This is a genomic window from Caulobacter sp. DWR1-3-2b1, assembly GCF_049895765.1.
Taxonomy (GTDB): domain Bacteria; phylum Pseudomonadota; class Alphaproteobacteria; order Caulobacterales; family Caulobacteraceae; genus Caulobacter.
Genome location: NZ_JAFCSZ010000001.1, coordinates 17,681 through 42,878 on the forward strand (window position 1 = coordinate 17,681; position 25,198 = coordinate 42,878).

Consider the following 25,198-nt stretch of genomic DNA (forward strand, 5'->3'; position numbering starts at 1 on the left):
TCAGGATCAGACGCGCACGGGGCGAGCGTCGGCGTGCAAGGTCGGCCAGACCGCGCGCCAACGGGACTTCAGGCCATGCAGGGCGAACAGCGCGACCAGAGCCAGAGCGGCAAAGCCCAAGAAGCCCAGCTGGTAGGAACCGGTCGCCTTCTTGGCCATGCCCAGGGTCGAGGCCAGGTAGAAGCCGCCGATCCCCCCGGTCATGCCGATCAGGCCGGTCATGACGCCGATCTCCTTGCGGAAGCGCTGCGGCGCCAGCTGGAAGACCGCGCCATTGCCGGCGCCCAAGGCCAGCATCGAGAACATCAGCACCGCCAGGGCCAGCCAGGCCGAGGGCAGCTGGAAGCTAGCCACCGCCATGCCGATGGCGGCCAGGGCGTAGACCACGGTCAGGGTGCGCACACCGCCGTGACGGTCGGCCAGGAAGCCGCCGACGGGGCGAATGAACGAACCGGCGAACACGCAGGCGGCGGTGAAGAAGCCGGCGATCACCGGATCCAGGCCATATTCGGAGTTGAAATACATGGTCAGCGACGAAGCCAAGCCCACGAACCCGCCGAAGGTGACGCCGTACAGCAGCATCAGCCACCAGGCGTCGGGAACCTTCAGCACGTCGAGATATTCGGTCAGCTTCTTGGGTTCAGGCTGGTCAGGCGCGTCCTTGGCCATCAGCATGTAGACGACGAAGGCGACAGCCAGCGGGATCGCGGCCAGGCCAATGACGTTCTGCCAGCCATAGGCCTTGGCCAGCAGCGGGGCGAACAGGGCCGCGAGAGCCGTGCCGGAATTACCCGCGCCGGCGATGCCGAGGGCCAAGCCCTGATGCTCCTGCGGATACCAGCGCGAAGCCAGCGGCAGGGCCACGGCGAAGGACGAGCCGGCGACGCCGAGGATCAGGCCCAGGGCCAGTACCTGATTGTAGCTGTGGACCCCCACCACCCAGGTCAAAACCAGGCCGGCCAGCACGATCAGCTGCCCGATCATGCCGGTCTTCTTGGGTCCGATGCGATCGACCAGCACGCCATTGACCAAGCGCAGCAGGGCGCCAGACAGCACTGGCACTGCGACCATCAGGCCCTTCTGGGCGGGGTCGAGATTGAAGTCCTTGGCGATGGCCACGCCCAGCGGGCCCAGGATCACCCAGACCATGAAGCTGAGGTCGAAATAGAGGAAGGCGGCGAACAGGGTTGGAGCGTGTCCAACCTTGGCGAACTCACGAAGATTCATGGCTGTGCCTCGGGATGCGGTCTGCGAGAGGGGCGCCTGCGCCCGGGGGTGACCGCATCCGAGCGGTCGTCTCTGGCAGCCACGAACGTCGTTGTCCGAAGGCCTGACTTCATTGGGGCTCACGAACGCCGGGGAGTCACCCAGCCTTCGCACCCGCGACGCCGCCGTATGCGGCGCCGCACAATAGCTCATCAAATAGGCAGCAACGGCGCCTGCTTGCTGAGCATTTATGCCGCCCGACGGGCGTACAGGAATTCGATCACCGCCGCGCGGCCGTGGACGTAGGCGGGATTCTCAGCGACCGCGAGCCGGTCTCTCGGGCGCTCCAGGTCCACCGGAAGGATATCCCCGATGGTCGCGCGCGGACCGTTGGTCATCATCACAATACGATCCGACAGCAGCACCGCCTCGTCGACATCGTGGGTGATCATCAGCACGGTGTTCTTCAGCGCTGTCTGGATCTCCATGACGCTGTCCTGCAGGTGCGCACGGGTCAGGGCGTCCAGGGCGCCGAACGGCTCGTCCAGTAGCAGCACCTTGGGCTGCATCGACAGGGCGCGGGCAATCCCGACCCGCTGCTTCATGCCACCCGAGATTTCCGACGGCCGCTTGTCGCGGGCGTGGGTCATCTTGACGAGATCCAGGTTGTGCAGCGTCCACTCCCTGCGCTCAGCAACTGACTTCTTGCCCGCGAACACCTTGTCGACCGCCAGGCGGACGTTCTCCTGCACCGACAGCCAGGGCAGCAGCGAGTGGTTCTGAAACACCACCGCTCGCTCCGGCCCCGGCGCCTCGACCGACTCTCGGTCGAGTATCACCGCCCCGGTGGTCACCGGGATCAAGCCGGCCACCACATTGAGCAGGGTGGACTTGCCGCATCCGGAGTGGCCGATGATCGTGACGAACTCGCCCTGATCGACCTGCAGGTTGATATCGCGCAACACTTCCGAGCGGGCAGAGCCCTTCTGGAAGGTGACGCCGACGCCTTCGATGGAAAGATAGGCCTTGGCCATGGTGATGATCCTTCAGCTCAGCGCGCTGCCGCGCGAGACGATGCGCCCGACGAAGGCGACGATGCGGTCGAGGAAGAAACCGGTCAGACCGACCCAGGCCAGGGCCACGACGATGTCGGAGATCCGCCCGGAATTGTACTGGTCCCAGATGAAGAAGCCGACGCCGACGCCGCCCAGCAGCATTTCGGACGCGACAATAGCCAGCCAGCTCATGCCGACGCCGATGCGCAGGCCGGTAAAGATGTAGGGCGTCGTGGCCGGCAACAGGATCTTGAAGAAGTATTCGACCGGCGACAGCCGCAGCACCCTCGCGACGTTGCGATAGTCGTCGGGAATATTCCGCACGCCCACGGCCGTGTTGATGATGATCGGCCAGATCGAGGTGATGAAGATCACGAACAGGGCCGACGGCTGGGCTTGCTGGAAGGCGGCCAGCGAGATCGGCAGCCAAGCCAGGGGCGGCACGGTGCGGAGAACCTGGAAGATCGGATCCAGACCGCGATGAGCCCAGCGGTTGGCGCCGATCAGCACACCCAGCATGATCCCGCAGATCGCCGACAGCGAAAAGCCGACACCGACCCGACTGAGGCTGGTCAGGACGTGCCAGAAGAGACCTTTGTCGACTCCGCCATTATCGAAGAATGGGTCGGTGATCAGGTCCTTCGACTCGGTCCAGATGCGCCCCGGCGACGGCACGCCCGTATAAGAATCGCCGGCCGCCACCTGCCACATGCCCATCAGCAGCAGCAGGGTGAGGGCCGGCGGAATGACCGCCGCCGCCGTAGCTCCAGCCCGGCGGCCGAATTCGGACAGACGTGAGGCGTGAACCTCGTCGACAGGCGCCGGCGAACCCGCCGACGCCGCGACCTCGCGCGCGGCCCCCGCCAAGGGTTCGGCTGGTGAAAATGAGGGCTTGGGAAAGGTCATGACTGCACCCCTAGACCAGCTTCTTGATCGGCTGGCTGGCCAGGTAGGCGCCGGGATTGGCCGGGTCGAACACCTTGCCGTCGAAGAACCGCTCGACACCCCGGCTGTCGCCGGCGGGGCCGGTCTGACCGATGGTCTTGGCCGCCGCGCGCCAGATGTCCGAGCGGTTGACCTTGTTGACGAGCGCTTGGGTGTGGGTTTTCTGCGGCAGCACGCCCCAGCGGACGTCCTCGGTCAGGAACCACAGGTCGTGGGACTTGAAGGGGAAGCTGGCGTTGTCGGCCCAGAACTTCATCCGGTGCGGAGAGTTCTTCAGCGTGCGGCCGTCGCCATAGTCCACCGTGCCCTGCAGGCGAGGCAGGATGTCGCCCATCGGCGCGTTGATGTACTGGCGGCCCGAAACGATCGAGCACATGGCTGGCAGGTTGGAGGCCTTGTCGCACCACCTGGCCGCTTCCTGCACCGCAGCGGTGATGGCCTGGGCGGCGCGCGGGTATTTGTCGACCCAGGCGGCGCGCATGCCGAGCGCCTTTTCCGGGTGGTTCATCCACAGTTCTGAGGTCAGACAGGCCGTGTAGCCGACCCTCTGGTTGACCAGCTGGCCGTTCCACGGTTCGCCGACGCAGAACACGTCCTGGGTGCCGGCCTTCATGTTGGCCACCATCTGCGGCGGCGGGATGACGATGGTCGAGACGTCGGTCTCTGGGTTGATACCACCGGCCGCCAGCCAGTAGCGAACCCACAGGTCATGGGTGCCGCCGCGGAAGGTCATGGCCACCTTGGCGATGTTGCCTGACGCTTTCAGCTGGGCGAACTTGGCCTTGGCGCCCCCGCTGTGAAGGCCGACCTTCACCGCCTTCAGGTCGTTGCCGACCGAGATCCCCTGACCGTTGGTGTTAAGCCGGGCCAGCACGTACATCGGCGTCGGCGAGCCGCCGGTGATCGCCCCGGTGGTCATCAGATAGGGCATGGGCGACAGGATATGCGCCCCGTCGATGCCGCCGCGCTCGGATCCCAGCACCAGATTGTCGCGCGTGGCGCCCCAGGAGGCCTGTTTGAGGACTTCCACATCGGGCATGCCGTGCTTGGCGAACAGGCCGCGTTCCTTGGCGATGATCAGCGGTGAGGAGTCGGTCAGGGCGATGAAGCCCAGCTTGGCCTTGGCGGTTTCAGGTCCGCCGCCGGCGGCGTACGCGCCGGCCGGGAAAGCAGCCTTCACGGCGGCGAAGATTGCGGCCGTCGCCATGATGGCGTTGCGGCGCGTCAGACCAACCGACGGCAAGGCCTCGGCGGCGACGGTCTGGGTCTTGTCGGTCTTGGACATGATCGTGGATCCCGTCTTGATCAGAATTTGTATTCGAGGGTGAACCAGGCCTTCGTGCGCGAGGCCGGCGGCGTCAGGGTGCCGGCCGGCACGCGCGCCTCGCGCTGGAAGTCGGCATATTTGAACTGGATCGACAGCTTGGTGGTCAGGGCCACCGTCAGTTGCACGCCCCACTCGTGGCCCAGGTCCGCGCCGGTCTTCTGGTCGTTGAAATCGTGGTAGCGGACCAGAATGTCGCTGTTGAAGAAGTAGGTCCTCCTCAGGCGCGGCTTGACGTTGAAGCTGAAATTGAGGTCTTCGATCCCGTCGGGGAAGCTCTTGTTGCCGCCGGCCGAGACGAAGGCGTCCGTCCAGCCGTTGAAGGCGTGGACAGTGGCCAGAGGCGTGGTGAAGCCGCGCGTCCCGCTCCCCTCAAGCGACTCGTACGAGACCCTGGCGGTGTAGATGTCGAAGGTCCCGGCGATGTCGCCGCCGAAGTAGTCGAGCTCAAAGGGCGCCGTGTTGCCGTTGTGTTCGCTCTGCCGGGCGTAGGCGGCGTTGTAGGCCAGCTGGTAGAGCCCGACCCACGTCTTGCCCGAAGCCTTGCCACCCTTGGTGATCGACGAATTGATCGCCGAATTGCCGAAGTCCAGCGCGTAGACGAAACCCTGCAGGCGCAGCGCCTCGGCTGGCGACCAAGTGACGTTCAGCAGGTGGCTGTCGCTGTCCCAGTCACGCAGCTCGCCCAGGATGCGGTTGACGTGATTGATATAGGCGTAGGTTCCCTTGACCCGGCCCAGGGCGAAGTCCGCCCGTACGCCGTCGAAGGTCTGCTCGTCCTGGCGCCAGCCGACATTGCCGACGAAGCGCTGGTCATCCAGCAGGATGCGCTGACGACCGGCGGTCACCTGCAGGGCGGCGCTGGGCGTCCAGGTCAGCTGGGCGCGGTTCAGTTCGGTAACATCCGGATCGTTGACCACCGGATAGCGGGCCTTGTCGGCGCCGTTCAGAGGCGGCGTAGCGGCTCCCGGCACGTTGACGGCATAGTGCTCGGGTCCGGCCTGACGGACATCCTCGAACTCGATCAGGCCCTTCACGCCCTTGGACTCGGCGGTCTCCCAGCCCATCCGTGTGCGGACGGTGAAGGCCGAGGCCTGATCCTTCAGCGTCGCTGTCCGGGTCTGATCGACGCTCTCGTAGCGGGCGCGAACCTCCAGGATCAGCTTTCCGGCGCCGATCTGGTCGCTGACGGTAGGCGGCGGAGCGGGCGGTGGCGGCGGCTCGGCAGCTTCCAGCGGCTCGGCGGCCGGAGCCTCTGCGGCGGGCTCCGGCGAGGCCGGCGGCTGCGGTTCGGGCGCGGTTTGCGCCGCCGCCATTCCCGACCAGAGCAGGGCCGCGGCTCCTGCCCCAAAGGCCAATGCGATCGTCGTTCTTTTCATGCCTCAATCCCCCCAAGGCCAAAAAAAAACGCCCGGGGGGCCGCTGAGCGGCTCCTCCGGACGTCGTTGTCCAATCCATCTCGACGGCTGCATCACCGTCGGGCGGCCCTTCCGGGCCTGCGCGAAACTTCGTTGTCCCGCGTGTCCCCATCAGGAAGGATCGCGATGGGGAAAGCGGCAATTGGAAAACTGCGTTATGCAGAGCGATCCGGCGAAATCAGGGCTCTATTGCACATCAGCAAAGCAGGATGTTCAGGGTTGCTGCACGTATTTCACGCGTTCAGATGCGGGTTTGGGCGCGCAAGCCCCTGAGACTCAAGGCTTCAGGCGACCGATCCGAAAGCCGGCGGCGTAGTCCGACGGTCGCTCGGGATCGAACGACAGACCGTCGAACAACGCCGCCGGATCCGTTCTTGCCGCACCCGCGAAGGTCATTGCCGCATCAATGATGGGTCCGAGCGACCCGGCCGCAGCGTGGAACAGGTCGGGCCGATAGACGGCGTCTGCAACGGCGCCGAAATCCCGCACTCCCGTAACCTGTCCCCAGCGCGCCATCTGCGACAGGAACCACAGGGCGTGTTCGCGCCGGGGCAGGCCGGCGGCGTCGGCATGGAAGACGATCTCGCTCTCCAGAGCCCAGGCGATGGCCTCGGCCGGCGCGCCGATATGCTCGGGACGCGCCAGGAGTTCGACCAGGGTCTCGCGGTTGGCGGGATCGTCGGCCCAGGCCGAGGCCCGGATCAGGGCACGGAGGGCAGCGCGTAGTTCGTCAGGATAGGTCCGGGCCCACTCGGCCTTTACGCCAAACACCTTGTCAGGCGAGCCAGGCCAGAATTCCGAAGCCTTGATCAGGACCTCGCCGAGCCCTTCCTGCACAGCCACCGCGTTCCAGGGCGCGCCCACGCAAAAGCCGTCGATGCCGCCAAGGCGCAATTGCTCGACCATGCGCGGCGGCGGCGTCACCACCAGGCGGATGTCGAGATCCGGATCAATCCCGGCCTCCGCCATCCAGTAGCGCAGCTCGTAGGCATGCATCGAATAGGTGAAGACCACGGCGAAGGTCAGCAGCGGCTCGCCCTGGGCCTTGCGCTGCTCGATCAGCCGCGCAAGGGGCCGCGCCGTGATCGGTTGCTGGGCCATGCCCTCGGGATCGATCTCGCGGAGCGCGACGGCCAGATCGTTGGAAACAGTGATCGCGCTGCCATTCAGATTGAGGGCCAGCGGCGCGATCATCGGAACGAGATCGCCCGAACCGCCCGCGCCCAGCGTCGAGGCCAGAGCCATCGGGGCCAGCATGTGCGCGCCATCCAGCGCGCCGACGGTCACCTTGTCACGAATGGTCGCCCAGGAGACCTCGCGGCTAAGCTCGACATCCAGCCCCTCATCCGCGAAAAAACCCAGCGCCTTGGCGGCGACCAGGGGCGCGCAATCGGTCAGCGGGATAAAGCCCAGGCGCAGATCAACCAGTCCGCTCACGAGGCGTCTCCCTTCAGAATCCCCGCAAAGGACAGCAGGTCGGCGGCGACGGCGCCGATGGGCCGCCCCTTGTCCATGGCCAGCTTGCGGAGCAGTCGATAGGCCCCGTCCTCATCCAGTCCTCGCTCCTTCATCAGCAGCCCCTTGGCGCGATCGACGGCCTTGCGGGACTCCAGATCAGCCTTGGCCTTGGCCAGATCTCCCCGCAGCTGTTGCGTGAGAGCAAAACGGCTCATGGCCACATCGAGGATCGAGCGGACACGACTGGGGGCCAGACCATCGACGATATAGGCCGCGACGCCGGCCCGCACCGCCTGCTCGGCGAGACCCGGTTCAGAGCGGTCTACGAACATCACCACCGGGCGCGGATTGCTGTGGCTGGCCTCGCGCAGGCTCTCCAGCGTGTCCCGGTCGGGGCTGTCGGACGCGATGACGACGACGTCGGGCGAGAACCGCACGGCTTCTGCCTCGTCGAAGGTCGCCGCCTGTCGCACTTCAAGTGGATGAACGCCCACAAGACCTTCTGCCACCAGGGCGGCTCTCGCAGGATCGGGGTCTATGACGAGCACGCGCATGAGCTTGCCGGTATGACCGATCATCGCCCTTCATGAGCCCCCGTTCGGGACTGACAGGGACAACGCACGCAGTCGCTCAATTTTTAGACCAATATCGCCTGGGTTTCAGGCACAAATTGACCGAATATGCATCACAGCTGCTGCCGAACAGGCGAGCGCCAAGCGGCCCCTGGAGGTGGCGCATCGCCGTTCGCATCGAATTGAGATTGTCTGGTGCGGGCGGTCGGAATCGAACCGACACTCCTTTCGGAACTGGATTTTGAATCCAGCGCGTCTACCAGTTTCACCACGCCCGCATGCTTCGCTCTTTGCGAAGGGCCGTCTCTCTAGCAGGCGTCGCAGGCGAATTCCAGTGGTGAGGCGGCGGCTTCGCGTGATCGCCCTGCGCGGTCTACGAAGGCTCGGAGTGTCAGGGGATTAGGGTCTCGCCGCCTGCCAACTGCGTGGCGGTGACTTCCAGGCGTCCCAGCAATCGCTTCAGTGTCACTACCTCGCTGGGCGCCAAGCCTGACAGCAACGCGGCCTCATAGGCCAGAGCCATGGGCGCGATCTCGGCGAACAGGCGCCGGCCGGCGGCCGTCAGCTCCAGTCGATGCGAACGGCGGTCCGCCCGGACAGTGGTGCGGTTCACCAGCCTTCGCTCGACCAGATCCTGGGCGGCGCGGCTGACGCGAACCTTGTCCATGGCGGTGCGGGCGACAGCGGCGTGCGGCGTCAGCCCACCTTCGGCCAGCACCGACATCAGCCGCCATTGCGGGATCGTCAGGCCAAACCGGTCTTCATAGGCGCGCGCGATCAGCCGGGTGACCGCCGCAGCGGCCGTCACAAGTCGATATGGGACGTAGTCGGCAAGACTCAGCGCCTCTTCGGGCGCTTCAGGCATCGCCGTCGTCAGGGGAGAGACCGTTGCGGTCATGGCCCGTTCCTTTCGTCCTCCCGGGCGCGGTCGCCTATTGGAGGACGACCTTTCGCCAATCCTTTTGCGTCGTCACGTCAACCGACCGTGGATCGGTTCGTGACCCGCCAGATCGATGTGCGCCTTGCGCCCTATCGCCTCAATCGTCCAGCCCTGACTTCGACAGAAACACCCGATTTCGTGCGTCGGTTGTGCAGTCCACGCGTCCCAAGCACGCGCGATGGGCGCCGGTGAAAACCTAGTGGCGCGCCTGTGCTTTCAGCCTGAGCGTCTTCAGGTCGGGAAAAGGCGCGGTGCTGGTCAGCATCGTCTGGCAGCGTTCCAGCTCCACGATGCAGTCGCCCCGGCTCCAGAAGTCAGAAAACTCGACGACCGCCATCCGGACCTGCTTGGAAAAGTCCTTGTGATCCAGAACCTTCGCGTCGTGCTGGCCGTGGTGATCGTCGGCGGGTTTGGCTGGATTGGAAATGACGACCGTCTGACCGCCGATCCGCGGGCCCAGAATCGTCACGTTTGGCGCGGCCGCTTCGACCACCGCCACGACGCAACGGTCGCACTGGCAGGTGACGTCATGACCGCCATGGCCCGGATGACCGCCCGTGCCGTGACCACCATGGTCGCCGCCGCCCGGACCGTGACCATGGCCACCGCCATGTCCATGACCATGAGCATGCGCGTCCTTGCCCTTGTCCTTTTTTTCCTCGGCAGGTTCGCCCTTGAGGGCCTCGGTCAGACCCTTCATCGCCTTGGCGCAGGGCCCGCCGAACTTGATAACCGCGCCGATGCGCCGGTCGACTTCCTCGACCAACTCGTGGGCCTTGGACACCAGTTCGCCAGACGGCGCGCTGGTAGCGGCGACGCACTTGGCCTTGATGGCCTCATGGATGGTCTTGGCGACGTCGCGATAGCGCTCGCTATTGTCCTTGCGGCCCAGCAGGCGGCCCGCCGCGAAGGCCAATGCGGCGATCACGATGGCCGCCAGGATCAAACCCATCAGCAGGGTCGGATCGAAGATCGGGATGGGCTGATCGACCGGAAACTCTGACTGGTACACCAACCCCTCCCTCACACTGCGGCTTCGCCATGATGGCGCGCGCTATGGTTAACGCAACCGAAGACCACTTGCACGGCGAAGGTTGTCACCCCTTGCGGGAAATTACGCTCCTGGCTCGCGCGCCCTGATCGTATCGGATCTGGCCGCCATAGACCGCGATCTCGCAAAGGATGTCGCCACCAGCCTCCGTGGCCCACAGATAATTGCGCTCGACCTCGACGTCGCGACCGCCCGGCGAGATCCCTTCGAACGTGTCGCCCCAGGGAGTCACCTTGGACAGGTCGCGCCAAGTCAGGGTCATGGCGCGCGACAGCTCGTCGGCCGCCATGGCTTCAAGGTCGGGATCGCTCATCGGTGCGGGCGATTCATGATTTCATGTCTTCGGAACGATGGTGAGCTTTGGGCGTCGCCTCGACAACGGCCAAGGCGCAGGATAGGTCGCGGACGGACGCAGGAGATGATCATGGGCATTCCCAAGGGCAAGCGCGACTTTCGCGATGAAGACCGGCTCGATCCCCGCGAGCGCCACCAGGTCGAATACTGGATGAAGCGCTGGGGCGTGACAAAGGATCAGTTGATCGCGGCGCACCGCTCGGCCGGCAATTCCATCAAGGACATCGCCACCGAGCTGGGGAAGAAGCGCTAACGCTTGTCTCGTTGGAAGGCCTTGGCCTCTGCGGCCAGGGACGAGGTCGTGTGCTCGGTCTCTTCAGGCTCCGGGAAGAACGGCAGGCTGCCGGCCAAGCCGCGCAGGGCCAGCCACAGCGGATGGCTGAAGTGGCCAAGAATCCTTAACGGACGGCGCTTGTCGTCGGTGACGTCCCAGCCTTCCAGTTCGAACTGATCGGCCTGTTCGCGCATCGACTTGACGTCGATACCGTCCCAGCCGTCCGGATCGGGAATGACCGCAGCCTCGTCAGCGGTGAGGCCGAAGGTATCGCGGGCCAGTTGGTCGATCTCGGGGAATTCCCGCCGCGCTTCAGGATCGGCGAACGCCGGCTTCATCAGCGCCCGGGTTTCCAGGTCGGCGAAGCCAGGCAGGTCGATCAGGCGACGCAGGGCCAAGATCAGGACCCGGCGTCGGCGATGTCGCGGAAGTAGGGAACGACCTCGCCCTGCAGCTTGATGGTCATCGGATTGCCCTTGCGGTCCATCGTCTTGCCGGCGGTCACCCGCACCCAGCCTTCGCTGACGCAGTATTCATCGACATTGGTCTTCTCGACGCCCTTGAAGCGGATGCCCACGCCGCGCTCGAGAAGCTCGGCGTCGTAGAAGGGGCTGCCGGGATTGGTGGCCAGGCGGTCGGGAGGCGTGTCGCTCATCGGATCGGCTTTCGAATTTCGGCGGGCATGAGCCCTTGGACGGGGTGATAGCCACCCGCCGCCGGAAAACCAAGCGCCGCGACGCCGCTTCCCCTCCCTGTGGTCCTAGTTGGCGCCTTCCTTGACCGGATCGGCGATCGAGACGACACCGTCATTGTTGCTGTCGTGGGTCACGAACATGCGCCAACCCGTATAGGCGAACTCGGCCAGGGTGATCGCGCCGCTCTTGTCGCTATCGAGCACGCCGAACCGCACGTCGGCCTGACGCACCTGGCGAACGCGCTCCTCTTCTTTCTTCTCGGGCGTCTGGGTCGAGGCAGCGAGGTTCTTCTCGAGGCGCGCGTTGTACTCGCCGACATATTCCTCGCGCGACATCGCGCCGTTCTTGTCGGCGTCGGTGTGGTCGAACTGAATCTGGCGGGTGGCGACGAACTCTTCCTTGCTGACGACGCCGTCGCCGTTCTGGTCCTGCTCCTTGATGAAGGTGTCGCGGGCGTGCGAGGCGGCCAGGACCCCGGTGGCGATGGTGGAGGCAGCCAGGATGGCGGCGGCGAGTATCGAGCGGGTCTTCATGATCGGATGTCCTCTGGATCAGCGCAGGGATTCGAAGGTCAGGGCGTAGGTGTGGCTTTGGCCGGCCAGGCCATCGGCCGTCGGCGCGACGCGGTAGCGGGCCTGGATCTGGTAGACGCCCGAGCGCTCGACCTTGATGGCGAAGCGGCCCTTGGCGTCGCTCTTCAGGGCCTTGGGCGGCGTCTTCACGTCGGCGTAGCGGTCGTCGCCGGCGTGCAGCGTGATCTCCTGGCCCGCCACCGGCTTGCTATCGAACAGCACTTCGAACACAGCGTCTTCACCGGTAAAGATGCTGCTGGGATGGGTGATGGCGACGAATTCCAGGCCCTTGCCAACCGGGGCGACGGCGGCGGCGTTGGGCTTGCCCTTGGTCACGTAGACGTCGGCGACGGTCATGCTGGTCATATCGACGACCTGGGCGCCGGCGGGCGCGGCGGCGGGGTTTTCGAGAAACACCCACTCGCCCTTGATCAACGCAGCCTTAGCCGTCCGACCGATGCGCTGGCCGGTGGTGACGCGATAGGTTCCTGCCGCCTCGGTGGGAACCTCGACCAGGGCCAGTTCGCGCAGATAGGTGGGGGTCAGGGGCGTGCGCTTGCCGTCCGGACCGATCACCGCATAGGCGTCGGACTTCATCGCGACTTCCGGACTGAAGAAGGCCTCGGTGAAAGCGCCCTGCACGGTGACGACCTTGCGGTCGGATACGTCGAAGGCGCTGGGCAGCATATAGGGCGAATGAGCCTGGGCGGCGGCGCCAAGCAGCAGACCGGCGAGGGTCGCGCCGGCTATCAGGGTCGCGCGGATGGATCGGTGCATGCGGAATCTCCGGAGACGGTTCGAAGCGTCAGTGTTGCCGGTCTATTGCGAATGACTCTGAGAATCAATATCATTTAACTTGACCACACGGAGGCGGAGGCCTAGCTCGACGATCCTCACTTGCGATTAATTCGCATCTATCAATACGGGGGTTCCATGTCTCGGACCAAGCTCGCCTGCCTCGCTGCCGTCTCGACCGCCGCCCTGCTCGCCGCCTGCCCGGCATTTGCGGCCGACACAGCGCCCACCGTCGAGAACGAGGTCGACAAGGTCACGGTCACCGCCACGCGCTCTGAAAAGGCGGTGGAGGACGCGCCGGTTACTGTCAGCGTCATCTCGTCGGCCGAGATCGAGGACGGCCTGATCAAGGACATCAAGGACCTGATCCGGTTCGAGCCGGGCGTTTCAGTGCGCAGCGCCCCTGCCCGCTTTTCCGCCGCCGGGTCGTCGACCGGCCGTGACGGCAATGCCGGCTTCAACATCCGCGGCCTGGAAGGCAACCGCGTCCTGATCGCCGTCGACGGCGTGCGCGTGCCCGACGGCTTCGCCTTCGGCGCCCAGTCGGCCGGTCGCGGCGACTATGTGGATCTAGACATCCTGAAGTCCGTCGAGATCGTACGCGGCCCCTCCTCGGCCCTTTACGGCAGCGACGGGCTGGCCGGCGCGGTCAGCTTCATCACCAAGGATCCGTCCGACATCATCGCCAAGGGCAGGAACCTCGCGGTTCGCGCTAAGGCGTCTTACGCCTCGGCCGACGACAGCTGGAGCAAAAGCCTGGTCGCCGCCGGCAAAACCGGAAACTGGGAAGCCCTGCTGGCCTATACCCGCCGCGACGGCGAGGGTCAGGAAACGGCCGGCACGAACAATTCGGCCAACACCGACCGCAACACGGCCAATCCCGAGCACAATACCTCCAACGCGGGTCTCGCAAAGCTGATCTACACGCCCAACGACCAGCACCGGTTCCGTCTCTCGCTTGACCATCTGGATCGCCAGGTCGACTGGGTGGTGCTCAGCGCCATCGCCAAGCCGCCCTTGGCCGTAACCAGCGTCCTGGGGCTGACCGCTTTCGACAAGGTGCGCCGCGATCGCGTCAGCCTCGACCACATCTTCACCGGCGACGATGGCTTCATCGGCTCGGCCCACACCACCCTCTATTATCAGGACAGCCAGACCCGGCAGTTCTCGGCCGAGGATCGCAACACCGCCGCCGACCGCACCCGCGACGCGACGTTTAACAACGAAGTGTTCGGCGCAGCGTTGGAACTGCGCAGCCAGGCTAGCCTGGGCGGGACCCCGCACGCCATCGTCTGGGGTGGCGACGCCTTCCGGACCCGGCAGGAAGGCACGCGCGGCGGAACCGTGCCGCCGGTCGGCGAGGTCTTCCCGTCCCGCGCCTTCCCGAGCACCGACTACACGCTCGCCGGCCTGTTCGTTCAGGACGAGTTCGCCCTGGGCCCCGTGACCTTCTTCCCGGCGGTCCGCTACGACTATTACAAGCTGGATCCCAAGGCCGACGCCCTGTTCACGGCCAATGTGCCCGCTGGCCAGAGCGACTCGAAGATCAGCCCCAAGCTGGGCGTGGTCTGGAAGGTGACCGACCTGGTCACCGTGTTCGCCAACGCGGCCGCCGGCTTCAAGGCCCCTGCCCCGTCGCAGGTCAATACCGGCTTCGCCAACCTGGTTTCGAACTACAAGTCGATCTCAAACCCCGACCTGAAGCCTGAGACCAGCCGCACCTTCGAGGCTGGCTTCCGCCTGCGCGACGCGTGGTTCCGCGCTCAGGTCACCGGCTTCACGGGCGAATACGACGACTTCATCGAGCAGGTACAGGTCGGCGGCGCCTTCACAGCCGCCAATCCGGCCGTCTATCAGTTCGTGAACCTGTCGGGCGTGAAGATCAGCGGCGCGGAACTGGCCACGGCGGTGGATCTGGGCGCCGGCTTCACGGCGCGGGCGGCGGCTTCGTATGCTCGTGGCGCGTCGCAGACCAATGGCGTCAACACGCCACTGACCTCCATCGATCCGGTCAAACTCGTGGGGGGTCTGGACTATCGCGCGCCCTCGGGCGTGTTTGGCGGCCAGCTAAGCGCGGTCCACTCCGAACGCAAGGACGCCGGTCGCTCGGGTCTGAATTGCACCACGGTCGGTGTGGCGACGCCCTCGCCCTATTACTGCTTCACGCCCCCGTCATTCACGGTGTTTGACGTCACGGGTTGGTGGAACGTCACCGACGCCGTCACCCTGCGCGCTGGCGTCTTCAACCTGACCGACCAGACCTATTGGTGGTGGAGCGACGCGCGCGGCCTTGCCGCCAACTCGACCGTCACCGAGGGCTACAGTCAGCCCAGCCGCAACTACAACGTCTCCCTGGCGGTCAAGTTCTAGCCAGAACTGCAGGCGGCGCGGACTGGAGACCGCGCCGCCGATCATCGCCGGGGACAAGCCCCGCTTCCCCTGCTAGCAACACGCATCAACTTGCCTGGAGCTCGCATGCTGCGTCGCCTGTACGACTGGGTCATGGGACTGGCCGCCTCGCGCCACGCCCCCAAGAGCCTTTTCGCCATCTCGTTCGCCGAGAGCTCCTTCTTCCCCATTCCGCCGGATGTGATGCTGGCTCCGATGGTGCTAGCGCGTCCTGATCTGGCCTGGCGCTATGCGGCGATCTGCACCCTGGCCTCGGTGCTGGGCGGGATCCTCGGCTACGCGATCGGCTTTTTCCTTCAGGACGTGGGGATCTGGATGATGGCGGCGACCGGCCATTCCGGCGGGCTGGCCGAGTTCCAGTGCTGGTATGGCAAGTATGGCGTCTGGGTGATCCTGGCCAAGGGTCTGACCCCGATCCCCTACAAGCTGGTGACCATCGCCTCGGGTCTGGCCGCCTTCAGCTTTCCGATGTTCATCATCGCCTCGGTCATCACGCGCGGCGCGCGGTTCTTCTTGGTCGCCTGGGTGGTCAAGAAATTCGGTCCCGCACTGTTGCCGGTCATCGAACGTCGTCTGGCCCTGTTCGCCGGCGGCCTCTTCCTGCTTCTTGTACTTGGCCTCACGGCAAGCCATTTCCTGGGTGGCAGCAGCGGAGGCGCCTGCGCGGTATGACGAGCGACATCGATCCCAAGGCGACCAACGCTGGCCTGGCGACGACGGAGACGCCGGCTCTCGAGCTCGTGCGCGGTCCCGCGCCCGTCGATACCATGCTTCCGGCCAAGGCTTCGCTCGTAGATCTCGCCCTGGACTGGTGGCCGGTCGTAGCCTTCGTCGCCAGCGCCGCCATGCTGGCGACCGCCCATGCCTTCGAGACGTTCGGCAAGCTGTATCCCTGCACCCTGTGCCTGAAGCAACGAGAGGTGTTCTGGGTCGCCGGGACCGTAGCCCTGATCGCCATCGCCGCCCGCTACAGCCCTTGGGCTGCGCGGCTGCGCCGACCGTTCGACCTGCTGCTGGGCGCGATCTTCTTGTATGGCGCGGGGCTGGCGGCCTTTCACGCCGGGGTCGAATGGAAGTGGTGGCCGGGCCCGACCACCTGCAGCGGCGGCGCGTCAGCTGCGGCTAGCGATCTGGTGGCGATGTTGAAGGGCGACAAGATCAAGCCCCCGGCCTGTGACAAGGCTGCCTGGATCTTCCTGGGCATCTCCATGGCCGGCTGGAACGCCCTGATTTCGCTAGGTCTCGCCGTCGCATCCCTGATGGCCGGCCTTCGCAAGGCCGGGACCGTTCGATGAGCGCCCCCGCACCTCGTCGTCCCGGAGCGGGCGCCAGCAAGGCGCGCCTTGCCGAGATCCTGCGCGTCGACCAGGCCGGCGAACTGGCCGCCGTGAACATCTATCGCGGCCAGGCGGCGGTGATGCGCGCCAGCCCGGGTCGCGAACGCCTTGCCGACCAGCTCAAGGAGATGGAGGGCCACGAACAGGTCCACCTCACCCGCTTCGACCAACTGCTGACAGAACGCGGCGTTCGCCCGACCCTGATGTCGCCGATCTGGCGCGCGGCGGCCTTCGCGCTGGGCGCAGGCACCGCCCTGTTGGGCGACAAGGCCGCCCACGCCTGCACCGAGGCCGTCGAAAACGTTATCGAAAAACACTATGCTGGCCAGATCGCGGAACTGCAGGACCGCGATCCGGAACTGGCCGCCGAGCTTTCGCAGTTTCGGGACGACGAACTGGCCCACCGCGATCTCGCCATCGAGGAAGGCGCCCATGAGGCGCCGGCCTATCCCCTGTTGACCGCCGTCATCCAGGCGGGCTGCCGCGCCGCGATCAAGATCAGCGAGAAGATCTGAGCCTCTTGGCGTTCGCGCCACCCCGGCATACCGATGGCGTCAAGAACACCGCTTGGGGAGCTCCGTTTGCCTCGTTTCGTCCGTCTCGCCGCCGCTTTTGCGGCCTCCCTTCTGGCCCTGAGCGCCGGCGAGGTCTTTGCTCAAACCAAGGCCCCGGCCAAGAAGACCACCGCCCTGACCCTGAGCACCGGTGGCGTCATCCCCGCTGAACAGCGCGACATGTCGCTGGAACACGTCGATCTGCGGATCAAGGTCATCCCGGCCCGCAAGGCCATCGAGGGCGACGCGACCCTGACCATCCAGGCCCTGGCCCCGCTGACCAAGCTGGTGCTGGATCTGGACCGCGACCTTCCCATCAGCCTGCTGACCGTCGATGGCGCCCCGCTCGCCGCAAGCGACTGGAGCAATCCGGAAGGCCGCCTGTCGATCACCCTGCCAAAGCCCCTGACCAAGGGCGAGCAGGTCAAGGTTCGCATCCGGTACGCCGGCGTGCCCCACGAGGCCAAGCGCGCGCCTTGGGACGGCGGCTTCGTCTGGAAGAAGACCAAGACCGGCGAGCCATGGATCGCCACGGCCGTCCAGGGTGACGGCTGCGACCTTTTCTGGCCTTGCATCGACCAGCCGATGGGCGAGCCCAAGCTGGTCGATCTGCACATCGTCGTCCCCGCCCCGCTGGTGGCGCCGGCCAATGGCGTGTTCGTCAGCATGGAAGAGAAGGACGGCTGGCGGACCTATAACTGGCGCGCCAAGAACCCCAACACCTACGCCATCACTCTGAACGTCGGCCCCTATGTCGAACTGAGCGACACCTACAAAAGCCGATATGGCGACAGCTTTCCGATCAGGTTCTGGAGCCTGAAAGGCCGCGAGACCGAGGCCAAGGCCCTGTTCGCGGAATTTGCACCCATGCTCGACTTCTATGAGGCGATGATCGGCCCCTACCCGTTCCGCGACGAGAAAATGGGCGTGGTCGAAACTCCGCACCTGGGCATGGAGCACCAGACCATCAACGCCTACGGCAACGACTATGCCAAAGACGTCTATGGCTATGACTGGCTGCTGCACCACGAGCTGGCGCACGAGTGGTTCGGCAACCAGCTGACCAATACCGACTGGGACGACATGTGGCTGCACGAGGGCCTGGGCAGCTACATGCAGCCGCTCTATTCGCAATGGCTGCACGGCGACATGGAGTACATGGCCCGCCTGAACACCCAGCGCGCCGCCGTGCAGAACAAGTTCCCGGTCGTTGCCAGCAAGACCATGGCCGAGGATCAGGTCTACGATCCAAAGGTCGGCCCTGGGAACGACATCTATTTCAAGAGCTCCAACGTCCTTCACACGCTGCGAGCGCTGATCGGCGACGAGGCCTTCTTCGAGACGATCCGGCTGATCGTCTATGGCCGCACAGACCCCAAGCCTGGCAATTTCACGCCGCGTTATGCCAACACCAGGGACTTCATCCGCGCGGTCAATGACGTGACCGGCAAGGACTATAATTGGTTTTTCGATGTCTATCTGTACGAAGCCACGCCGCCCGAACTGCTGGAAACCCGCGAGGGCGACGACATGGTGCTTCGCTGGAAGGCGCCCAAGGAAAAGCCCTTTCCAATGCCGGTCGAGGTCAAGATCGGGGACAAGGTGGTCGGCCTGCCAATGGTCGATGGCGCAGGGCGCGTGCGGGTTGGAACAACAGCGCCGGTGATCGTCGATTCCGCCTCGAAAGTCCTGCGCCGTCAGCCCCATATCGAAGCCTATCAAGCCTGGAAGAAAGCCAAGGAAGACGCCGCCAAGGTTGAAGCCGAGGCCAAGAAGAAGGCCGATGCGGCCGCCAGGGCAAAGGCGAAAGTCAGGGCAAAGAAGCGCTAAAAGCCTGCCGAAGGACGACTGAGGAGTGAACGATTCATCCTCGGTTGATCTTGTTCGTTCACAAAATGGCGGCGAGGCCCGGGCTATGGAAAGGCCTCACCCAGAGACTCCCCATGCTGACGCCCAACCATGTCGTGATCGCCGCCCGCGCCGTTTTGGTGCTCGGCGCTCTGACGGCCGCAACCCTGATGCTGGGTCCGTTTCAGGGGATGGAATCGATGTTCGGCCTGACCGACAAGAGCGCCCACGCCATTGCGTTCGGTGGTCTGACGGCAGTGTCTTTTGCAGCCTTCCCGCGCATGCGCCGTTCGGATCTGGCCCGCGCTGCGCTGATCCTTGGTGGAGCCGCCGAAGTGGCCCAGATGTTTGGCGGACGCAGCGCCAGCTTGGCCGACTGGGGCTGCGACGCGGTCGGTGTGCTGACGGTCTATGGCTCGAGCTTGATCGAAAGCGCGCGAAAGATGGCGCGCGACCACGGCGACCTGACCTTCTCGACCATCGCCGCCATGGACCGTCGTCAGCCTCGTAGGACCGGCAAGGCCATCATGACGCCGGTGGTCGCGAGCGAGGAAGAGCGCCCCGCTCGCTTCGCCGACCGCGCCGCCAAGCGTTTCCCGCCGCGCGCTTCAGCCTGATCGAACATCAGGTGATGCGCTTGACGCTCACCGGGTCGCTGCCCGGGAAACTCTCTTCCAGGCCCTCGTCCAGCAAGGCTTCCTGACGGCTTTCCGAACACTCGACCTTCTCGGCGAGTTGGTCGTGCTTCTCGTTTTCGGGCAGCGGATCGACTAAACGCGCGTGCGGCGCGTCGACATGCTCGTCCTCGCGCCGCATCTTGCCGTCAGTGGCCGTGTCGGCCGTCGAGGCGCTGGCGGCTTTGGTTGGGGTGGCGGGTTTCTTGTTGGTGGCGGCTCATGGCGTTCCCTCGCGACAGAAATCTGCCTGAAAGAACCGCTGAGCGGTGGTCTGGTTGCACCTTGACCGTCAGGACTCCGCCGCCAGAGCCTCCAGCCCTTCAGGCGTAATCTTCCAGCCCACCCGGTCACGCTGGGCAAAGCCCAAGTCGGTCAGGGCGCGGGCGTCGCTGATATTGATCCAATCGACATCGTCCCCCGCCTGTTTGCGGGCGAGGTTCTTCAGCGCCGTCAGTTGGCCTTCAGACAAGGTCATCTATTGCGCGTCCAGCGCAGGCTCGGCCTCAGCCGATTCTTCAGGACGGGCGGCCTCGCAGAGCTTGCGAAGTTGCTTGAGCATGGACGGGCCGCTGATCTGGCTTGGGGCGTCGGAAAAGCCTTCGATCTTCAGCTGACGCCGGATATCGGAGATGGTCGAATATTCGCCTGACCGCGCCAACTGGAAGGCGCGTTCGAGAGTCGTTGGTCTATTGGTCATGCGCCACAGTACAGTAGACGGCTCCTAACCGCGAGAATGTTGTTCTGCCGGCTGCTCGGAACAAGCGTGGCCACGAAACGTTGGTTCTCCTCATCAGAGGATATGATCATGACGGACACCAAGCAGCAAGACGAGTCAACGCCCGGCGTGCTCGGCGACTGGTCTCAGGCTCAGGATCTGGGCCAGCCCGGTCATCCCGAGGATCGGGTTAGCGAAACCGACGTCAAGGAAGCCTTCCAGAAGGAAGACACCCCCACCAGCCGCTTGGTCGAGCCGGTGCCCGAGGGCGAAAAGCACGATCAGCTTGCCCGACATGTCGACCTTGCTGAGGACCGCCAAGAAGCGCTGCTGGACGAGGGTCTTGAAGAAAGCTTCCCCGCCAGCGACCCGGTCAGCGTCAAGCGCATCACCTGAAGCCATTCGCCGCTTTCCGTCGCCTTATGCCTCCAGTTCGATGTCCCAGTAGAGATAGTCGAGCCAGCTGGCGTGCAGGTGTCCCGGCGGGAAGCGGCGACCCCGGTCTTGCAACTCGTGCATGCTGGGCCGGCGCGCCGTGTGGAACGGGTGCATACCCGCCTCGCGCGGCGTGCGCCCGCCCTTGCGCAGATTGCAGGGCGCGCAGGCTGTAATGATGTTTTCCCAGGTCGTCCGTCCGCCGCGAGAGCGCGGGATGACATGGTCGAAGGTCAGGTCGTCGGGCGACGAGCAGTACTGGCACGAGAAGGCGTCGCGCAGGAACAGGTTGAAGCGCGTGAAGGCGGGTGGCCGGTCCTGAGGCACATATTGCTTCAGCGATACGACGCTGGGCAGCTTCATCTCGAACGACGGCGAGTGGACGACGTGGTCATAGGTCGACACGACCTCGACCCGTTCAAGGAACACCGCCTTGATCACCTCCTGCCATGGCCAGAGGGACAGCGGATAATAGCTGAGGGGCCGATAGTCGGCGTTCAGCACCAGCGCCGGCATGCCGGACGGTGGACGGGAAAGAACCTGCATCAGGGCCTACCCTGGGAGCCGCACAGGCTCTTATGAAGCGGATACGCGAACGGACTGAAGACGGGCCTCCTTCCTACGCATTCAAAAGGGAATCGCCATCCATTCCCGAACGCACACAAAGGATGATCCAACTCCGCGACGGAACCAAGACATCTGTCGGCATGCGATCAGAATGGTGGAATTTCACCCTTTTTGACCGCGCCATAGCACCGCCAGAGCAGATGGGCCGCGACAGCGCGATAGGGCTTCCAGGCCTGCGCCCGCGCATAGGCCTGCTTCTCGTTCGGCCGGACTTCCGTGCGGTCGGCCCAGCGCATGGCCTCCTGCAAGGCGACGTCGCCACCGGGAAAGACGTCCAGCCGCCCCTCGCAGAACATCAGATAGGTCTCGGCTGTCCAGCGCCCTATGCCCTTGATCGACATCAGGGCGACGGCGGCCTCGTCGTCGCCCATGTGGCGCAGACCGTCGAAGTCGCAGAGGCCGGACACATGGGCTTCGGCGATCGCCCGAGCGTAACGGACCTTGGGTCGCGACAGGCCAAAGCCTTGCAGGTCGACATCCTCCCGCGCCAGAACGGCGGCGGGTGACACCTCGCCTAGTCCGATCTCGACACGCGCCCAGATGGCGGCGGCCGAGGCCAGCGAGACCTGCTGTTCGACCATCAGCTTGATCAGCCCTGCAAAGCCACGCTCGCGAACCCGCCGTGGAAATTCCGGCGTAACGGCCTCGACGGCCGCGATCGCGGGATCCAGGGCCGCAAGGTGGGCGCGCGCGGCGCGAATCTGATCGGGCGTGGGAGGGGCGTCTGGAGTCACAGCGCGACCTGACCACCGCCATCCGCCGCGGGCAACCCGATCCTTGCGCTAGTCGATCGAGACGATCTCGACCTCGCCGCCGGCGACCATGGCCGTGTCGCCGATGATCTTGCCCAGCAGCGCTCTGGCCAGCGGCGAGACGTAGGAAACCGAACCCTCGGCGGGATTGGCTTCGTCTTCGCCCACAATGCGGAAGGTCTGACGCCGGCCGTCCTCACGGTCAAAGGTCACCGCCTGACCGAAATGCACCACGTCAGCTGGTCCGGTCGGTTCTGTGAGCTGAGCGCTGGCCCGGCGCGCCGCATAGTAACGCAGGTCGCGGGTGGCGCGGGCCATGGCCGTGCGGTCCTCGGCGACGCCGCCGGTGGCCTGGGCGGCGCTATAGGCGGCGCGCGCCTCGGCGAGCGACGCTTCGAGCTGGGCAAGCCCCTTGACAGTGACCAAGTTCGGATTGGCGGAAATCGGCCGGTCGAGCAGGTCGGCGGCAAACGCCTCGCTGTCGCCTTCCTTGGTGAAGGCGACGCTCATCGGCGGAATATATGGGTTGAAATCGACATAGGCTGGAAATCCGAGCGCCGGCGGGATGTTCCCGGCGCGGGTTCGAAATTCCAAGCGCGTCGGCTCTTTGTGCTAGCCCCCGACGCGGTTTGGTTCAAGCGCGGGCGATCATTGAGCGGACGACGAACGCGACGGCGGGGCGATCTTTGAGAACAACCCCGCCGTTCGCGGACAAAGCAATCTTACCGAACAACGCCTATGAAAGCTCCGGCGAGGGCCAGGGCGAGCACAAGGAAGTAGCCGCCGGCCATGCGGTCGAAGGCGGCTTCAAAGGCGCTAAGCGAACGGAACATGATGTAAATCTCTCTTTGCAAGTGAGCCAAGCCGATTGCCGGTCAAGGCCTGTCCAATCTGGACGGTGCTTAGATATCACCTATCTAAACGCCGTCAAGATAATCTTTACATCGTTTGGATGAAATTTTGGAGCGGAGGGGTTAGGGTGGGGTCGATGACCAGTGCAGCCACCGAATCCCGCCCCTATCACCACGGCGACTTGAGCCGCGCCCTGATCGACGCCGCGCGCCGGATTCTCGAAAATGAAGGGCCTGCCGCCCTGTCGCTGCGAGCGGTGGCGCGCGAGGCCGGCGTCAGTCCCGCCGCGCCCTACCACCACTTCAAAGACAAGAGCGAACTGCTCGAAGCGGTGGCCCACGAAGGCTGGATGGCCCTCGACACGGTGCTGATCGAGGCCCGCGCGTCCGCCACGGACGCCAGCGAACGCATGACTGGCCTGGGCGTGGCCTATGTAAAATTCGCGCGGGACAATCCGGCCCTCTATCGCGTGATGTATGACCGCTCGCGCGACAAGGACGCGCTGCCCGACCAGATGAAGACCGAAGGCGCCTATTGCCAGGTGCGAGACACCATCTCCGAGCAATCGGGCGGCGGCGTCGCCGACATCGACCTGGAACTCGCGACCATCGCCGCCTGGTGCGCGGGCCATGGCCTGGCCGAAATGATCAGCTTCAAACAGTTCGCCCCGTTGAAGGAACTCCTGGGCGGCGAGGATGCGTTTCTCCGCGCGGTGTTCGAACACCTGGGCATGTTCGCGAAGTTCGACCGGGGCTGACGCCTTGGTCTTCGCCACCCGGTTCGCACCGTCGCCGACGGGCCACCTGCACCGCGGCCACGCCTTTTCTGCCCTGACGGCCTTCGAGGCCGCGCGCGCTGTCCGTGGCCGGTTTATCCTGCGTATCGAGGACATAGACGCCACCCGGAGCCGGCCGGAATACGAGGCGGCGATTCTGGAGGACCTGACTTGGCTGGGCCTGAACTGGGATCAACCGGTTCGCCGCCAATCAGAGCATCTGTCCGACTATCACGCCGCCATCGACGACCTTCGCGAACGCGGCCTGGTCTATCGCTGCTTCCGCACCCGCAAGGAGCTGGACATCGGTCGAGCGCCGCATGAACCGCAGGCGCCCTTCGAAGGCGGCCCCCTGCCCTGCCACGAAGAAGCCGAACGCCTGACGCGCGACGAGGCCTTCGCCTGGCGGCTGTCGCTGGCGGCTGCGAAAGAGGCGCTTGGCGGTTTCGAGACCCTGACCTTCATCGAAGAGGGCGCGGGTCCGGATGGCGAGGCTGGCCCGATCGCCGCCCGGCCCGAAACCGCCGGCGACATAGTCTTGGCGCGCAAGGACGTCGGTGTCGCCTATCACCTAGCGGTCGTGCTCGACGACGCCTTGCAAGACGTTACCCATGTGATCCGGGGCGAGGACCTGTTCGAGGCGGCCCACATCCAGCGCCTGCTGCAGGCCCTGCTGGGCCTGCCCACGCCGACCTATCGCCACCACCGCCTGCTCATGGGCGCGGATGGCAAGCGCTACGCCAAGCGCGACAAGGCCCAGACCCTGCGCGAACTCCGAGCGGCTGGTGTCACGGTGGCGGCGTTGCGGGCCGAGATAGGCTTCTAGCGAACCCAGTAGCGGTAGGCGTAGGCCGTCCGGAAGCCTTCATTCTCATAGAGAGCGATGGCGGGCGCATTGCCGGCCTCGACCTGCAGATAGGCGCACGCGCCCAGTGGCTTCGCCTCGGCCAGAAGAGCCCCGAGCACGCGACGCGCCAGACCCTTGCGGCGGTGCTCAGGCGCCGTGCGCATGCCAAACACCCCGACCCACCGGCCGTCGATGGCGCACGCGCCCAAGGCTGCGGGCTGGCCATCCATATCCAGACAGGCGAAACGCGCCGGAGCCGGGATACGAGCCAGGGTTTCCAGCCGCTCTCGCGCATCCTCGATATTGCCACCTGCCGAGGCCGTGAACACTGCTTCGAAACTGGCGTTTGGCACGGTCGACAAGGCCACGACGGGGTCCGCGCGACCTTGGGCTTCGCCTACCATCACCAGCGTCTCCTTGCAGTCCGTATAGCCCCGCCGCGACAGATGCCTGGCCAAGTCCTCCGGCGCCGTCGCGCCATCCGTCAGCTTGAAGCGCAGCGGCAGCCCCCGGGCGATAAACCAGGCCTCGACCGCATCGATAGCTGCCTCGACGTCACGATCCGGCTTGCCCAGCGGCCAGCAGGCATTGCTCCGCATCGACCAGCCATCACTGGCGTTCAGCCGCCACCCACCAAGCGTTGAACGCTCGCGCGCCGGCCAGGCACGGTCGGCGATGGGTTCGAGGACGGTGGGATCGATCTTCAACTGC

At 65.3% G+C, this 25,198-nt stretch carries 32 protein-coding genes and 1 tRNA gene; 10 read left to right on the forward strand and 23 right to left on the reverse strand.

Annotated features, from left to right (window positions below; genetic code table 11):
- Window positions 1-6 precede the first annotated feature (6 nt).
- The 11 genes from ACP69S_RS00075 to ACP69S_RS00125 all read right to left on the reverse strand — a co-directional run bounded on the left by ACP69S_RS00075 (window position 7) and on the right by ACP69S_RS00125 (window position 10,282).
- The gene (locus tag ACP69S_RS00075; RefSeq protein ID WP_425993675.1) at window positions 7-1,227 is read right to left on the reverse strand and encodes a nitrate/nitrite transporter; all 1,221 of its coding nucleotides are present in this window, start codon (window positions 1,225-1,227) and stop codon (window positions 7-9) included.
- 227 nt (window positions 1,228-1,454) lie between these two features.
- Window positions 1,455-2,240, reverse strand: coding sequence for an ABC transporter ATP-binding protein (locus ACP69S_RS00080; RefSeq protein WP_425993677.1), 786 nt, complete (start codon window positions 2,238-2,240; stop codon window positions 1,455-1,457).
- A gap of 12 nt (window positions 2,241-2,252) precedes the next feature.
- A complete protein-coding gene (ntrB, locus tag ACP69S_RS00085; RefSeq protein WP_425993679.1) occupies window positions 2,253-3,167 on the reverse strand; it encodes a nitrate ABC transporter permease in 915 nt (304 codons plus the stop codon).
- A gap of 10 nt (window positions 3,168-3,177) precedes the next feature.
- A complete protein-coding gene (locus ACP69S_RS00090; protein ID WP_425993681.1) occupies window positions 3,178-4,491 on the reverse strand; it encodes a CmpA/NrtA family ABC transporter substrate-binding protein in 1,314 nt (437 codons plus the stop codon).
- 20 nt (window positions 4,492-4,511) lie between these two features.
- Window positions 4,512-5,909 carry an alginate export family protein gene (locus ACP69S_RS00095; protein WP_425993683.1) on the reverse strand — a complete coding sequence of 466 codons (1,398 nt, stop codon included), beginning with the start codon at window positions 5,907-5,909 and terminating at the stop codon, window positions 4,512-4,514.
- A gap of 315 nt (window positions 5,910-6,224) precedes the next feature.
- Entirely contained in the window at window positions 6,225-7,385 is a 1,161-nt protein-coding gene (locus ACP69S_RS00100) for a CmpA/NrtA family ABC transporter substrate-binding protein (RefSeq protein WP_425993685.1), read from the reverse strand.
- The gene (locus ACP69S_RS00105; protein WP_425993687.1) at window positions 7,382-7,984 is read right to left on the reverse strand and encodes an ANTAR domain-containing response regulator; all 603 of its coding nucleotides are present in this window, start codon (window positions 7,982-7,984) and stop codon (window positions 7,382-7,384) included. The genes ACP69S_RS00100 and ACP69S_RS00105 overlap by 4 nt, the downstream gene beginning before the upstream one ends.
- 187 nt (window positions 7,985-8,171) lie before the next feature.
- A tRNA-Leu gene (locus tag ACP69S_RS00110) sits at window positions 8,172-8,256 on the reverse strand.
- Between the two features lie 113 nt (window positions 8,257-8,369).
- The gene (locus tag ACP69S_RS00115; protein WP_425993689.1) at window positions 8,370-8,876 is read right to left on the reverse strand and encodes a MarR family winged helix-turn-helix transcriptional regulator; all 507 of its coding nucleotides are present in this window, start codon (window positions 8,874-8,876) and stop codon (window positions 8,370-8,372) included.
- 238 nt (window positions 8,877-9,114) lie between these two features.
- Complete coding sequence (locus ACP69S_RS00120) at window positions 9,115-9,930, reverse strand: hypothetical protein (protein WP_425993691.1); 816 nt, start codon at window positions 9,928-9,930, stop codon at window positions 9,115-9,117.
- A gap of 85 nt (window positions 9,931-10,015) precedes the next feature.
- Window positions 10,016-10,282 (reverse strand): hypothetical protein, encoded by a 267-nt coding sequence (locus tag ACP69S_RS00125; protein ID WP_425993693.1) that lies wholly within the window; start codon window positions 10,280-10,282, stop codon window positions 10,016-10,018.
- A gap of 111 nt (window positions 10,283-10,393) precedes the next feature.
- Here ACP69S_RS00125 and ACP69S_RS00130 point away from each other — a divergent pair, with 111 nt between their 5' ends.
- Window positions 10,394-10,576, forward strand: coding sequence for a DUF3606 domain-containing protein (locus tag ACP69S_RS00130; RefSeq protein WP_425993696.1), 183 nt, complete (start codon window positions 10,394-10,396; stop codon window positions 10,574-10,576).
- Here ACP69S_RS00130 and ACP69S_RS00135 read toward each other — a convergent pair.
- From ACP69S_RS00135 to ACP69S_RS00150, 4 genes are all read right to left on the reverse strand, one after another.
- A complete protein-coding gene (locus tag ACP69S_RS00135; RefSeq protein ID WP_425993697.1) occupies window positions 10,573-10,995 on the reverse strand; it encodes a hypothetical protein in 423 nt (140 codons plus the stop codon). The genes ACP69S_RS00130 and ACP69S_RS00135 overlap by 4 nt on opposite strands.
- Window positions 10,996-10,997: 2 nt before the next feature.
- Window positions 10,998-11,252, reverse strand: coding sequence for a DUF3297 family protein (locus ACP69S_RS00140; RefSeq protein WP_425993699.1), 255 nt, complete (start codon window positions 11,250-11,252; stop codon window positions 10,998-11,000).
- A 105-nt stretch (window positions 11,253-11,357) separates the two neighbouring features.
- On the reverse strand, window positions 11,358-11,825 hold the full coding sequence (locus ACP69S_RS00145) for an EF-hand domain-containing protein (RefSeq protein ID WP_425993701.1): 468 nt from the start codon (window positions 11,823-11,825) through the stop codon (window positions 11,358-11,360).
- An 18-nt stretch (window positions 11,826-11,843) separates the two neighbouring features.
- Complete coding sequence (locus ACP69S_RS00150; protein ID WP_425993703.1) at window positions 11,844-12,641, reverse strand: DUF4198 domain-containing protein; 798 nt, start codon at window positions 12,639-12,641, stop codon at window positions 11,844-11,846.
- A gap of 156 nt (window positions 12,642-12,797) precedes the next feature.
- On the opposite strand from ACP69S_RS00150, the gene ACP69S_RS00155 reads away from it, so the two are divergent.
- From ACP69S_RS00155 to ACP69S_RS00180, 6 genes are all read left to right on the forward strand, one after another.
- Window positions 12,798-15,029, forward strand: a complete 2,232-nt coding sequence (locus ACP69S_RS00155; protein WP_425993705.1) for a TonB-dependent hemoglobin/transferrin/lactoferrin family receptor — start codon at window positions 12,798-12,800, stop codon at window positions 15,027-15,029.
- A 105-nt stretch (window positions 15,030-15,134) separates the two neighbouring features.
- Complete coding sequence (locus ACP69S_RS00160) at window positions 15,135-15,740, forward strand: YqaA family protein (protein WP_425993706.1); 606 nt, start codon at window positions 15,135-15,137, stop codon at window positions 15,738-15,740.
- Window positions 15,737-16,363, forward strand: coding sequence for a disulfide bond formation protein B (locus ACP69S_RS00165; protein ID WP_425993708.1), 627 nt, complete (start codon window positions 15,737-15,739; stop codon window positions 16,361-16,363). The genes ACP69S_RS00160 and ACP69S_RS00165 overlap by 4 nt, the downstream gene beginning before the upstream one ends.
- The gene (locus tag ACP69S_RS00170; RefSeq protein WP_425993710.1) at window positions 16,360-16,920 is read left to right on the forward strand and encodes a demethoxyubiquinone hydroxylase family protein; all 561 of its coding nucleotides are present in this window, start codon (window positions 16,360-16,362) and stop codon (window positions 16,918-16,920) included. Before ACP69S_RS00165 ends, ACP69S_RS00170 begins: the two co-directional genes overlap by 4 nt.
- Before the next feature lie 33 nt (window positions 16,921-16,953).
- Window positions 16,954-18,789, forward strand: coding sequence for a M1 family metallopeptidase (locus ACP69S_RS00175; protein WP_425993712.1), 1,836 nt, complete (start codon window positions 16,954-16,956; stop codon window positions 18,787-18,789).
- A 113-nt stretch (window positions 18,790-18,902) separates the two neighbouring features.
- Window positions 18,903-19,424 carry a VanZ family protein gene (locus ACP69S_RS00180; protein ID WP_425993714.1) on the forward strand — a complete coding sequence of 174 codons (522 nt, stop codon included), beginning with the start codon at window positions 18,903-18,905 and terminating at the stop codon, window positions 19,422-19,424.
- Between the two features lie 7 nt (window positions 19,425-19,431).
- Here ACP69S_RS00180 and ACP69S_RS00185 read toward each other — a convergent pair whose 3' ends face one another.
- From ACP69S_RS00185 to ACP69S_RS00195, 3 genes are all read right to left on the reverse strand, one after another.
- The gene (locus ACP69S_RS00185; protein ID WP_425993715.1) at window positions 19,432-19,623 is read right to left on the reverse strand and encodes a hypothetical protein; all 192 of its coding nucleotides are present in this window, start codon (window positions 19,621-19,623) and stop codon (window positions 19,432-19,434) included.
- A 150-nt stretch (window positions 19,624-19,773) separates the two neighbouring features.
- Window positions 19,774-19,959 (reverse strand): hypothetical protein, encoded by a 186-nt coding sequence (locus tag ACP69S_RS00190; protein WP_425993717.1) that lies wholly within the window; start codon window positions 19,957-19,959, stop codon window positions 19,774-19,776.
- Window positions 19,960-20,181, reverse strand: a complete 222-nt coding sequence (locus ACP69S_RS00195) for a hypothetical protein (protein WP_425993719.1) — start codon at window positions 20,179-20,181, stop codon at window positions 19,960-19,962.
- A gap of 108 nt (window positions 20,182-20,289) precedes the next feature.
- Between ACP69S_RS00195 and ACP69S_RS00200 the strand changes: the two genes are divergently transcribed.
- On the forward strand, window positions 20,290-20,595 hold the full coding sequence (locus tag ACP69S_RS00200) for a hypothetical protein (protein ID WP_425993721.1): 306 nt from the start codon (window positions 20,290-20,292) through the stop codon (window positions 20,593-20,595).
- A 24-nt stretch (window positions 20,596-20,619) separates the two neighbouring features.
- Here the strand turns inward: ACP69S_RS00200 and ACP69S_RS00205 are convergent, their stop codons facing one another.
- From ACP69S_RS00205 to ACP69S_RS00220, 4 genes are all read right to left on the reverse strand, one after another.
- The gene (locus tag ACP69S_RS00205) at window positions 20,620-21,183 is read right to left on the reverse strand and encodes an HNH endonuclease (protein ID WP_425994284.1); all 564 of its coding nucleotides are present in this window, start codon (window positions 21,181-21,183) and stop codon (window positions 20,620-20,622) included.
- 164 nt (window positions 21,184-21,347) lie between these two features.
- Window positions 21,348-21,995 (reverse strand): DNA-3-methyladenine glycosylase family protein, encoded by a 648-nt coding sequence (locus tag ACP69S_RS00210; RefSeq protein ID WP_425993723.1) that lies wholly within the window; start codon window positions 21,993-21,995, stop codon window positions 21,348-21,350.
- A gap of 48 nt (window positions 21,996-22,043) precedes the next feature.
- Window positions 22,044-22,523 (reverse strand): transcription elongation factor GreA, encoded by a 480-nt coding sequence (gene greA, locus ACP69S_RS00215; RefSeq protein WP_425994286.1) that lies wholly within the window; start codon window positions 22,521-22,523, stop codon window positions 22,044-22,046.
- A gap of 212 nt (window positions 22,524-22,735) precedes the next feature.
- Entirely contained in the window at window positions 22,736-22,846 is a 111-nt protein-coding gene (locus ACP69S_RS00220; RefSeq protein ID WP_425993725.1) for a hypothetical protein, read from the reverse strand.
- A 155-nt stretch (window positions 22,847-23,001) separates the two neighbouring features.
- Here ACP69S_RS00220 and ACP69S_RS00225 point away from each other — a divergent pair, with 155 nt between their 5' ends.
- Together ACP69S_RS00225 and gluQRS are read left to right on the forward strand one after the other, a co-directional pair.
- Window positions 23,002-23,622 carry a TetR/AcrR family transcriptional regulator gene (locus tag ACP69S_RS00225; protein ID WP_425993727.1) on the forward strand — a complete coding sequence of 207 codons (621 nt, stop codon included), beginning with the start codon at window positions 23,002-23,004 and terminating at the stop codon, window positions 23,620-23,622.
- A 4-nt stretch (window positions 23,623-23,626) separates the two neighbouring features.
- Window positions 23,627-24,466, forward strand: a complete 840-nt coding sequence (gene gluQRS, locus ACP69S_RS00230; protein ID WP_425993729.1) for a tRNA glutamyl-Q(34) synthetase GluQRS — start codon at window positions 23,627-23,629, stop codon at window positions 24,464-24,466.
- On the opposite strand, the gene ACP69S_RS00235 is transcribed toward gluQRS, so the two are convergent.
- Window positions 24,463-25,194 carry a GNAT family N-acetyltransferase gene (locus ACP69S_RS00235; RefSeq protein WP_425993731.1) on the reverse strand — a complete coding sequence of 244 codons (732 nt, stop codon included), beginning with the start codon at window positions 25,192-25,194 and terminating at the stop codon, window positions 24,463-24,465. The two genes, gluQRS and ACP69S_RS00235, sit on opposite strands and share 4 nt — an antisense overlap.
- Window positions 25,195-25,198: the final 4 nt, after the last annotated feature.